Annotated in this window: 11 protein-coding genes; 5 read left to right on the top strand and 6 right to left on the bottom strand. The window is 36.2% G+C overall.

What is annotated here, in order from left to right; genetic code table 11:
* Nucleotides 1–178: 178 nt before the first annotated feature.
* Complete coding sequence (locus C9J46_RS18155; RefSeq protein WP_107291328.1) at nt 179–1,171, top strand: lipoate protein ligase C-terminal domain-containing protein; 993 nt, start codon at nt 179–181, stop codon at nt 1,169–1,171.
* Between the two features lie 483 nt (nt 1,172–1,654).
* Here C9J46_RS18155 and C9J46_RS18150 read toward each other — a convergent pair whose 3' ends face one another.
* Entirely contained in the window at nt 1,655–2,851 is a 1,197-nt protein-coding gene (locus tag C9J46_RS18150; protein ID WP_107291327.1) for a trypsin-like serine protease, read from the bottom strand.
* A 165-nt stretch (nt 2,852–3,016) separates the two neighbouring features.
* Nucleotides 3,017–4,045, bottom strand: coding sequence for a trypsin-like serine protease (locus tag C9J46_RS18145; protein ID WP_233217810.1), 1,029 nt, complete (start codon nt 4,043–4,045; stop codon nt 3,017–3,019).
* 386 nt (nt 4,046–4,431) lie between these two features.
* Between C9J46_RS18145 and C9J46_RS18140 the strand changes: the two genes are divergently transcribed.
* Nucleotides 4,432–5,004, top strand: coding sequence for an alkylphosphonate utilization protein (locus C9J46_RS18140; RefSeq protein WP_107206951.1), 573 nt, complete (start codon nt 4,432–4,434; stop codon nt 5,002–5,004).
* Nucleotides 5,005–5,101: 97 nt separating this feature from the next.
* On the opposite strand, the gene C9J46_RS18135 is transcribed toward C9J46_RS18140, so the two are convergent.
* Both C9J46_RS18135 and C9J46_RS18130 read right to left on the bottom strand, forming a co-directional pair.
* Nucleotides 5,102–5,530 (bottom strand): RDD family protein, encoded by a 429-nt coding sequence (locus C9J46_RS18135; RefSeq protein WP_107291325.1) that lies wholly within the window; start codon nt 5,528–5,530, stop codon nt 5,102–5,104.
* The gene (locus C9J46_RS18130) at nt 5,523–6,941 is read right to left on the bottom strand and encodes a coniferyl aldehyde dehydrogenase (protein WP_107291324.1); all 1,419 of its coding nucleotides are present in this window, start codon (nt 6,939–6,941) and stop codon (nt 5,523–5,525) included. Before C9J46_RS18130 ends, C9J46_RS18135 begins: the two co-directional genes overlap by 8 nt.
* 213 nt (nt 6,942–7,154) lie before the next feature.
* Between C9J46_RS18130 and C9J46_RS18125 the strand changes: the two genes are divergently transcribed.
* Complete coding sequence (locus C9J46_RS18125) at nt 7,155–7,826, top strand: glutathione S-transferase (RefSeq protein WP_107291323.1); 672 nt, start codon at nt 7,155–7,157, stop codon at nt 7,824–7,826.
* Between the two features lie 361 nt (nt 7,827–8,187).
* Here the strand turns inward: C9J46_RS18125 and speG are convergent, their stop codons facing one another.
* Together speG and C9J46_RS18110 are read right to left on the bottom strand one after the other, a co-directional pair.
* Nucleotides 8,188–8,712 carry a spermidine N1-acetyltransferase gene (speG, locus tag C9J46_RS18115; protein ID WP_107206946.1) on the bottom strand — a complete coding sequence of 175 codons (525 nt, stop codon included), beginning with the start codon at nt 8,710–8,712 and terminating at the stop codon, nt 8,188–8,190.
* Between the two features lie 139 nt (nt 8,713–8,851).
* Nucleotides 8,852–9,754, bottom strand: coding sequence for a LysR family transcriptional regulator (locus C9J46_RS18110; RefSeq protein ID WP_107206945.1), 903 nt, complete (start codon nt 9,752–9,754; stop codon nt 8,852–8,854).
* A 115-nt stretch (nt 9,755–9,869) separates the two neighbouring features.
* On the opposite strand from C9J46_RS18110, the gene C9J46_RS18105 reads away from it, so the two are divergent.
* Both C9J46_RS18105 and C9J46_RS18100 read left to right on the top strand, forming a co-directional pair.
* Nucleotides 9,870–10,397 (top strand): NADPH-dependent FMN reductase, encoded by a 528-nt coding sequence (locus C9J46_RS18105; RefSeq protein WP_107206944.1) that lies wholly within the window; start codon nt 9,870–9,872, stop codon nt 10,395–10,397.
* Between the two features lie 465 nt (nt 10,398–10,862).
* A complete protein-coding gene (locus tag C9J46_RS18100; RefSeq protein ID WP_107206943.1) occupies nt 10,863–11,621 on the top strand; it encodes a hypothetical protein in 759 nt (252 codons plus the stop codon).
* The last annotated feature ends 162 nt before the right edge of the window (nt 11,622–11,783 follow it).

Here is an 11,783-nt window from a genome sequence, read left to right as displayed (position 1 = left end):
AAATCCCGTTTAAATTCCAATTTGGTATTAAATGACAGTATTTTTAAATTTAAAAATAACTAATGCGATGTACATCATATAAATACTTTTAATTTTTAGTTATCTCACTTAATTAAACTTGGCGTATATGCAACAATGTATTTTTATAATTCAAAGATTGATGATAAGAGATAATTTCATGAAACTGTCTATCTATTATTCAGAATCAACCGATCCAAGCTTCAATCAAGCGATTGAAGAAACATTACTGAAACAAGCGAATGGCAACAATATTATTGCTTTTTTATGGCAAAATCAGCGCTCTGTTAATATAGGAAAAGACCAAAATCCTTGGCGTGTATGTAAGCCGAAGCTACTTCGTCGTGAAAATATTAACATTGTCAGGCGTCATACAATTGGCGGTGCTATCTATCAAGATCTAACACACACAAATATTGCGTTAATCGGCCCTACTCATTATTTAACACAATGCTTAATTGAAAAAATATTAATAGGTACATTTGAGCCATTGAAAATAGATATCGCAGTCTCTGACAATCTTGAATGCTTAGTTGAAAATAGAAAAATTTCTAATACTGCGCTATCAGTCTCTGAAGAATATTTATTTTTTCATACTACTTTAAGAGTAAATACCTCTCTTGCTGATATATCAAAGTACATGAACAGTCGTTATTCTATTCTCAATCATCAAAACCTTGAACGATCTTATACCTCTATTAACCAACATATTCGTCCATTAGAGCATAATGAATTATGTCATTACATTAGTGACAGTATTCAAAAAACACTAAAGCTTGATGTCGAAAATACGGTTATTGTAAATAACCAGCATCCCGATTGGTTCGAATTTAGTACAAATTTTTATCGTCTGAAAAGTTGGGATTGGAATTACGGTCAATCACCTAGTTTTATTGAATCATTAGAAACTGAATTTTCATGGGGACACGTAGAACTGAAATTGAATGTTGATGCTGGAGTGATTACCAGAGTCTACTACGATTCACCTACCCAATATCACAATATGATGAATGATCTCAGTCAAGCGGCAATTGGTTATCCATTTAATGCCAAATCTGTTATATCCATTGTCTGCGGTTTATTGCTCACGCATTCAGAGCATTATGATGAACTGATGGCACTTTCTGAATGGCTACAACAAGAAATTGCGTAACCCTAAAGATGCTAACTTTTAAGGAAAAATTTAGTTTTATGTCTATATGTTGAACTAAATCAATTAGGCATCAATTACACCATTTTTATCCTTAACTACTTCTTGACTTTAGCAGAGGCGGCACCAAATCTAGCCTACCTGCTTTTCCCACAGAGTTATACACAGCTTCTGTGGATAATAAGAACGAATAGTTCCTCCTCAAGATACTTACTCCAAGGGTATCTTTGTAACATTAACAACCGACAACAATAAACAATAATCTTTATTAGTCAGATAGTTAAAAACATAATATAAAGAAATTGATTCTAAATTGTTATTAATTTCACTTTATTTATGACAAAAAAATACTGTGAATAAATCGTTTTAATTACTCATAATTCAACACAACTTTTGATAATTTTATGCTACATAACCACATAAATACCCTTCATAAAAAAAGCCATCAGTTTACACTGATGGCTTGTATTAAAAACAGTTAGCCTGTTAACTCTTTTTGCGCCTTAAATAAGCCATCATTCCAAGTAAACCAAGCGATAAAACACCAATATGGCCGCCACTTCCACCATCATCTTCAGTGATATTACAATTATTAGCAGAAATACTGTCATTACAATTCATTTCAGCGTCTGCTTTTTCTTTCGCTAAAAATTCAGGCAATGTAATTGCTTGTTCTGGTACAACAGCAACAGACTCATTGATCCAGTCATAATACGTTCCCACTCGGGCATAAAACGTTGGTCGTGTTAATGAGCCACATAGAGGCTCACCAGCTGAACCTCCACTCACAATACCAATTTGTACCCAGTTACTATTGTTATCTTGGGTTAATAGCGGACCACCACTATCGCCTTTACAAGTATCAGGTCCAACTAAACCTAAGTCTTCAAGTTTACGTGCCGGTAATGTACAAAGCTTAGTGGTGTTACTTGGACTATCGATGAAAATACCGGCAGGATCTTGTGCTTCAAAACGCTCGTAACATTTATCAATCGGGAAACTTGCTAACTTGGTTTCTAATAAAATACTAGAGGATGATTCAAGAGAACCATCCGTTGTTGTTGACCCCCACCCTTGAACTTTGACATTTTCAGGAAGATCTTTATCGTTCCATTCCGCCTTTAATTTATCATCCAATTCAACCGCAGCACTGGTTGATGCTAACGTCACTGTACCAACACCATTAAAATCACGGTTTACACGTATAAGCGCGACATCATTATCTAATGCAGTATTAATGATCTCGGTTTCAAGATCGACGCCGTTATCTGTTGAAACTTGAAGTAAAAGAACTGGATTATAATCAGGATGAACGACAACATGAGTTGCCGAGTAAATATCTTTAATATTTGCTGATGCGTTATCAACAAGGCCAGTGGTAACCGTAATATCTGAAGGAGCAACAACAGTAAGACCAGATTCCCCAGTACCGCCTCCATCCACAACACAATGAGCTGCTGTGAGTAACCAACGATCATTTAAAACAGTCGCACCACAAAAATGTGATTCATTTTCTTTATTCATACGCAGCGACGCCATGAAGTTATCTTCAGTTGCAACCGCGACTTCATCACCACCAATAATATAAGGAACTAGTTTATGCTGTTCTGTTTGAGCGTAGACAGAGCTACTTACTCCTACAGCAATGCAGATACTCAAAGAATGAGCTAATTTGTTCACCATCATTAAATCCTTTTAAAATACAACTAATTTAATGATACCGAATACTCTTCATTGCATGTTTAGAAAGATAAACGAGTTGCGACAGGCTTCTTTTTTCTATGTAACTAGTTATAGCAAACATAAAAAATATTAAATCAATCCCACAACAGCAACTCGTTTCAATTTTTATTTGCTACGCTTTCTTCGTAACCAGCCCAGTGCCAGTAATGACATCACTACACCTGCACCAACAGAACCGCCACCACCGCTTCCACCGTCATCTGTATTATCTTTACCTGTTGATTCATCTTCCAAAGGTACCGGAGCTGGAAGTGTTGGTGTTTGCTCTGCGATTACATTATTAATCCAATTAGAAAATGCCCCAATTCTTGTATATATTTCAGGACTAACATCACCACAGTTAATTGAGCCAAAACTTGACACACCCACCTGTATTTTTTGTCCAGATTGATCCGTATAAATTAACGGACCACCGCTATCTCCATTACACATACCAACATTAATTTTACTTGAAGTACAAATTTTAAATGGATCATTTGTACTCTCTATCCATGGTGATGGATATTTGTTTTTGTCACTTGTGTCGTCATAACACTTTTGATCTGAGTAAAACGGGGCAGAAGCTTCCATTAACACATCTGAACCAAATTTATTTTCCAACAAAGTTTTTCCCCAACCTCTAATAACTAGATTAGGCTCTTCAGTTAATTGAACCAATTGGTTTTCAATTTCATCAGCTTCAACCAATGTAGGTAATTTAATAATCGAGCTATTTTCGACATTTCTAGACAATGCCAACAAAGCAATATCATTGGGATATGGGTTAATCACTTTTTCCGGAACGTAATCAGGATGAGCAATTGAATCGACGACATTATAAGTATTTGCATTAGTTATGTCTTTTAAGTCGGTGATTGATGTAAATACCTTGATATTTTCAACATCTACATCAGTTACAGTGTTATCATCTTGTTCAATTTTAATACAGTGTGCAGCAGTTAATACCCACCGTTCTGCAATTAAAGATCCAGTACAGCCTACTTGTCCAGATTCAATATACACAGTTGATAATTCTTCAGGGTTTGTTTGAACCTCATTACCACCAATAATATACGCACTAATATCACTTTCTGACGCCGTTGCAGAAAGAGGAAAAGACAGTATTCCCGCAATAGCTAGCCCAAACGTTGTCATTTTATTCATACAAGCCTTCTTAATTTTTTTCCTTTTAATTAGGCTTATAAAGTAACAAATTATGACCAAACGAGCAGAAGTAAGAAGTAAAAAAGTGACACCATTCATAACCTGAAATAATAATATCTATTACTTAAAGCAGCAATTTTAGCAATCATGCCCATTAAATAAATACGACATCGTAAACATAACTTTGGCTTTGGTTAAAAAGGTTAAAATCTGATTACTTTTTAGTTGTCTCTTGGATAATTTCCTATGATATTTTTCTTCCTTTGGACACTAAACAGTCTGATGTACTATATATTTCGTGATCTCACGCTTGTTTTCTTCCCTTATGATTATTTGATGTGCATAATGTGCCCACAATCACTCTATGGACAATTCCCATGACTATCGAACAAGCTTTAAAAGATCGTAGCGAATCAAAATGTGAACTATGTTCTTCTGAAAATAACCTAGCTGTATACGCAGTTCCAGCGTCTGAAGATAAGAGCGCAGGCTGTAGTGTATACCTTTGTGATACTTGCCGTGGTCAGCTTGAAGCTCCAGAGACAACAGATGAAAACCACTGGCGTTGCCTAAACGACTCTATGTGGAGTCAGGTTCCAGCTGTACAAGTAATGGCTTACCGTCAACTTAAGCGTCTATCTTCAAAAACTGACTGGGCAATGGACCTAGTTGACATGATGTACCTAGAAGATGATGTTAAAGAATGGGCAGATAAAGGCCTTGTTGAAGAAGAACAAGCTTCTGTTCCAACACTTGATGCAAACGGCGCCAAGCTACAAGCTGGTGACAACGTAACAATCATCAAAGACCTTCCAGTTAAAGGTTCTAGCATGGTAATTAAGCGTGGTACTCCGGTACGTAACATCAGCCTAACTGATAACCCTCTTCATATCCAAGGTCGTGCAGACGGCGTTCAAATGGTTATCATTGCGGCATACACTAAGAAATAATTTTTAGTTTCGCTGAACATAGATAAAAGAAAGCCCTTAGCATTCTCATCGTTAAGGGCTTTTTATTATCTCGTTATTTATATCCAACAAAGATCTTTTATTTAGATTTCTTGATAACAACCGTATTGGCTAATTTATCATGCCATCCTTGTTTTCGTTTATCCCAGCCAACGGCAAGTAAGCCTATTCCTAAAGGGATTGCTGATAAATAACGAATAATAAATTGCTTAACCGTCGTTTTATCCCCTGTTGTCGCATCAACAATGATCGATTTTATTGCCATTTTCCCTGGTGTCGCTGATTTGTATAACCAAAAAAGCATCACGCCAATAAATGGCAGACCATAATTAACGAGTAAGCTCGCAGAATCAAAAGTAGCGCTCGACCCAGTCGAGAAGAAATCACCGTATAAACTGTACAATAATGGTGCCGTGACTAATGAAACAACCAATGTATCAACAATCGTCGCGACTACACGTTGCCAAAAGCCCACATAAATTACGTTATTAGTAATGCAATCAGTCATACTTTCCAAACTTTCGATTAACAATAAAGTTAATCATGCGTTTACCTAATGATGAATACGGTGAATATAATAGCTTCAATGCTGAAAAAGACGCTTGATACATTACAGGGCGCATCTTCGATAAACGTTCAAAGCCTTCTTTTCCATGATAATGACCTATCCCACTATGGCCGGAACCACCAAAGGGTAAATCATCTTGCGCCACATGTAACATTACATCATTAATTGTGACGCCACCTGAACGCGTCTGCTGAATAACCTTTTGTTGTATATCTTTATTGTTAGAAAAGAGATATAGAGCCAGTGGCCTATCACCTTTATTTATTGATGATATAACCTGCTCTATCGACTGATAGCCAAGGATGGGTAAAATAGGACCAAAAATCTCACGCTGCATGACTTGCATACTCTCATCCACTCCAATAACAAGGTGGAGTGGGAATTTACGCGAGTTCGTATCAGGAGATGAATTGGGGATCAAGTTATAAATATCAGCCCCTTTCGCTTTTGCATCTTCTAAAGTCGTTACTAATCGTTCAAAGGACTGACTATCAATAATTGATGTGTAATCTTGGTGGTTAATATCGACAAAGCGCTTAGCTATAATCTTTTTTGCTTTTGTTACAACTTCTGGTAACAAAGCCTCAGGAACATACAGGTAATCTGGCGCTACACATGTTTGACCACTATTATACGTTTTTCCGCCTAAAATTCGCTCTAATGCCTTATTGAGATCATAATCATCAGCAATAATGGCTGGCGATTTCCCTCCAAGCTCCAAGGTCACTGGTACAAGGTTTTTCGCCGCATTTGCCATTACAGCTTTGCCCGTTGCACTTGAGCCCGTAAAGACTAAATGATCAAACGGTAATGCTGAAAATGCTTTACCTGTGTTGCCTTCTTCTGCAATAAAGCGAACCTTTTCTAACGAAAATGTATCTGTAAATAACTGTTGTAGCAATCGACAGAGCTCTGGGGAGTTTTCAGACATCTTCACCATCACTGAATTACCCGCAGCAATCGCGGCAACCAAAGGCGCAATAGCTAAAAATAAGGGATAGTTCCATGGCACTATAATACCAACAACGCCAACAGGTTGAGGTATCACTCTATTTTTAGCAGGTTGAAACCATATCGAGGTATGACGTTTTTGTACTCTCATCCAACGAGACAGATTTTTTTGTGTATATTTAATACACTCAATGCTGGTAAATATTTCAAGCAATGCTGTTTCTGAAGCCGAACGCTGACCAAAGTCCTGTGCAATCGCATGACAAATAGCATGTTGATTCTGCGTAATTAATAATGAGATCTTATCTAAATCGGTTAATCTTTCTTGTAAATCAGGCATTGGACATTGTAAAAATGCCTGTTTTTGTTGTGTTATATATTGATCTAACTGCTCATTCATCCGTATTACTCTCATCACAGAATCAAATTAAAACAAGGCTAAAATGTTATATGTATTGTAAGCATATCGTAAACACAGATCTTTATACTCTAATTCGTTAGCTTATGGTAATGAATCAATACAATACGTTACATAGATATACGCACCATGCTCTATTTTAGACTACCCTCAATTACAAAGGGGATAAGTTGGGATAAGTTGAAGGTTTTAGATATGTCAGTACCTATTTTATATACACTACGACAATGTCCTTACGCCATTAGAGCAAGGTTGAGTCTGGCACTTGCTGAACTTGAATTTGAGCAACGTGATATTGATTTAAGGCGAAAGCCTGCCGAAATGTTAGACATAACACAGAAAGGAACGGTACCTTTACTAGTATTAGAAAATGGTGACTATATTGATGAAAGTTTAGAAATCATGATCTGGTCTTTGAACAAAAATGATCCTCATAATTTACTGTTAAGCCATGCCCCCCACTTCTTTCCTGAGATGCTTAGCCTTATAGCAAGAAATGATCATAAGTACATATTAGCATTAGAACACTATAAATCCGATGCTCGCTATCATAATCCAGAAGTACCAATCTATCGTAATCTTTGTGAATCATTTCTATCTGATCTCGAAAACCGTCTTTCTAATCATCAGTATTTAATGACAGATACATTGAGCTTAGCTGATTACGCCATATTGCCTTTTATACGACAATTTTCGCATGTTGAACGCCGATGGTTTCGACAAGCCGATTATCCAAATATAAAGCAATGGTTAAGTAGTCTTTATCAAGACCCTATTTTTTCAAAAGCAATGAAAAAGTATCCATTATGGGATAATGATAGAAGCACAGTTGCTAATAAATACAATAACTTAAGCATGACAAATTAGTGAATTAGCGACGAATTTTATATAACAAATGTCAGCGCTATGCTAATAACAACAATAGATAATATTTACCGCAAAGATCCTGTGAAAATTAAGATAAAGGCGGGAAAAATAGAGCATATCGCTTATAAAGCCTGTAAACACTGTTGGTATGATTGAACAATAACAGCAGATAACTGTAAAATTTCTCATTACAAGCAGCAGGACGTATTGAGATGAATCACAAACACAACTTTAAAGCTGTGACAGAACCCGAGATGGGGAACTTTTCTTGCGATAGTGAGCTAAATAGATTGATGCGTTAATTTTAAAAAAAAGAAACCAGACAAGTTATTGTCTCCATTACCTTATCTGGTTTTTCTAATTACTGATTACGGCTTAAGAAATATTCATCCTGTAAGATATACATTCGCTTAATATCACAGTACTTACCATTAATGAAAATTTCTTTCACTAGATGGCCTTCCTCTACAAAACCACATTCTTCATACAAGTGGATCGCTTTTTCATTCGCAACCGATACATGCAAATATACTTTATGTAGATTAAGAATCGTAAACGCATAGTTTAGCGCACGATTAATTAAAGTACGCGCATAACCATTACCCTGAAATTCAGGCGCAATAATAATCTGAAATTCCGCTGTACGGTGGATATTGTTAATTTCAACCAGTTCAACAAGACCAATTGACTCTTCATCTTCATTTTCAACAATAAAGCGACGCTCAGTACTATCATGAATGTGTTTACGATATAGCTCTTCAAGCTCTGCAAACGATTCATAAGGCTCTTCAAACCAGTACGCCATAATCGTGCGGTTGTTATTTAATTGATGAATAAAGCGAAGATCAGTTTTCTCTAGTGCACGCAGACGAATAGCATTGCTCATTTATCTATACCCTTGATAGTAATGAAGCAGTAAATACAGAAGACTTACTACTAATACAGAAAAAATACCACTTTACATCACAAAAAAAAAAGAAAACTTGTAACAAGATATTCGACGAAGCATGCCAATGCTTAGTAAGCTAAAACGGTGTCACTATTTCTGTTATTAAATCTAGGAAGCAGCTTACTTTCGATGCGACATGTTTACGTGTTGGATAGAGCGCATAAACATCAATTTCAGGGAAAATGTAATCATCAAATAATAGCGTTAATTCACCTGATTGTAGTTGTGCCTCTATATAAAATTCAGGTACACGGATAATACCCAATCCATTATCAACCAGTGCTAGTGACATTTCCGTACTATTACTCAATACGCGTTGTTGTACTTCGACTAGTGTTTTGTTTCCTGCTTTATCTCGGTATTCCCAGACATTGAATTTTTTCAAATTAGTATAACAAAAGCAGCTATGAGCGGATAATTCCGAAGGATGTTGTGGGTAACCATAGACTTTTAAGTATTGTTTTGATGCCACTGTGCAAATTCTGCTGCTATAAATACGCTTACAAATCAAACTCGAGTCATCTAATTTAGCAGTAGCGCGGATAACTAAATCATAACCGTCGGCAATCACATCAATAGGCTTATCACTCATATCTAGATCGAGCGTAACTTCAGGGTATCGAGATAAATATGTTGTGAAAACATCGGCTAAATACTGTTTACCAAACCAGACAGGGCAACTAACTTTTAACGTACCTTTTGGCTCAACGGTACTTTGTGTTATTTCCGCAACGGCTTGCTCTGCATCACTAATCAGTTGTACACACTCTTGATAATAAGTCTTCCCTTCAGGAGTTAAAGCAATGCTCCTTGTGGTGCGATTAAGGAGTCGAACCCCTAAGCGACTTTCAAGTTTGGCGATTTCTTTACTTACATAAGAATTAGAGTGTCCAGTAGCTTCGGCAGCGGCACCAAAACCGCCGCACTTCACTACTTGAACAAACACAGTGATACCATCAAACAATCGATTATTAGCCATATGGAATCTATCTAATCACTTTTAGCCTATTAATTACATTTGAACTCTAATATACACTCTGTACAAAGGTTAACAACGGTATGTTGTTAAAAGACTTATCGATGAGGATTTAAAAATGAAACTACTTGCTTTTGCGGCATCTAACAGCCAACACTCTATCAACCATGCATTAGTGACATATGCGGCATCACAAGCTAATGCTGATGACGTTGAAATTTTAGACCTTAATGATTTTGAAATGGCGATTTACAGTATCGATCGTGAAAATAACTCAGGCATTCCAGAACAAGCACAAATCTTTTTCGATAAGATTGGCCAAGCGGATGCTATTTTAATTTCATTTGCAGAATATAACGGTTCATATACATCGGCTTATAAGAATGTTTTCGATTGGACCTCACGTATAGATCAAAAGGTATTCCAAAATAAACCAGTGATCATGCTAGCTACTTCTCCGGGTCCTGGTGGCGCTGCGAGTGTATTAAATAGTGCTGTTACGTCTGCACCTTATTTTGACGCCAAGGTGGTAGGATCATTATCTATACCTAGTTTCTATGAAAACTTTGATTTAGAAAAAAACACATTAATTAACGATGATTTAAACCAGCAATTAACAGAGCTAATTAATAAGTTAGAACGTTAACAGCCTACAAAAATAAAATTAAGTTGATGGTTTTTCATAATCAAATCACTTTACATACGAGAGTGGCAACAGTCGCACAACTCACGAATACTCACTCTAATTAGCTTCATGATAAATTATAAGGTTGCTGTATCTAAATATTAAATATAGCAATCTTCTTTTCACTGCCATTATTCAGTTTTCACCATCACACTTGACGCTTTACTCACAAAACTGAACAGCCCTCCTCCTAAATCCTGTTATAGTTTAGATAAACGGTTAAAAAGTAGGCAGATTACACGTAAAATATATCTACCGAACAATACATCATAAAAAATAGATCCTTATTAGTATGTCGTAACTTGCTATTTTCTTTATAAAAACATGCTTTTTCGATAATATTGTTCACATTTAAACGTTTAAAACGTGAAATTCGTATAATCTTGTATCATGCTTAAAGAGCAGTAGCGTTAAAGGAGTACGCTTATGAGCACAAGGTTATGCGAAACTGCCAGCCTAGAACTCGAAGTTCAAAGTGCTGTGCAGCAAATCCTAACCACTATGGCATTAAATCCGTCATCTAATAGCCATAGTGCAAAAAAAAATGCGTGTATCTTTCAAAATAAGATCACTTACACGCTCTATCTACTTCTGCAATCATTTCAAGGAGCGTCTCTTAATACCATCAGCAAACAATGCCATTATGGATTTAGTGCCAACTTTCAGAATTTTGATCAAATAAGTCAGGAATTGACTGAGGTTATTCGTCAATCACAACAAGACTTTGCTATTAAAGCGGCGAACAGGCGTGGAACACTGACCCACATCACTCAGAAAGAAACAACTGATTTGGTTAAAAATACATTTAATACTGAATGTGAAATGGTCATGTCTGCTTTATCTATTCAACAAATCACATCACTCATTAACGCATTTACAACACAAGAGGATATAACAAAAAGTCTCGACCTTGTATTTAGTCGAGTTATTGTGAATCAAGATATTGATAAAGGCTTTCAACTATCAAAGCAAGCGACATATAAACTTGTCGAACAAATTTCACACTCGATTACTGGAGAACTTTGTCGACTTATTTTAACGCAACATATAAGTCAACTACACCAAGAGGATTTTGAGTTATACTTACAGACGGTCAGAACGCTTGCTGAGCATTTTATCAGCCAATCTTATTTACTCAATGCCCCTTTTCTAATAGATAAGACCGATTTCGATAATTTAGAATAGCTTCAAGTAGCAGGATTATTCCTGCTACTTATCAATGATAAGTATCTTGAACATTACTTAATCACACGTATGATCGAAAAATCCTATTACTCTTATATAAAAGCAATCCTTTCTTATGCCTACATTGTTACGTTTTATAGAAATACACTGGAAAGTTATTAC

The organism is Photobacterium sp. GB-36 (assembly GCF_003026135.1).
Lineage (GTDB): Bacteria > Pseudomonadota > Gammaproteobacteria > Enterobacterales > Vibrionaceae > Photobacterium.
Note: the sequence above shows the minus strand (reverse complement) of the source record. Positions and strands in the feature narration are given on the sequence as shown.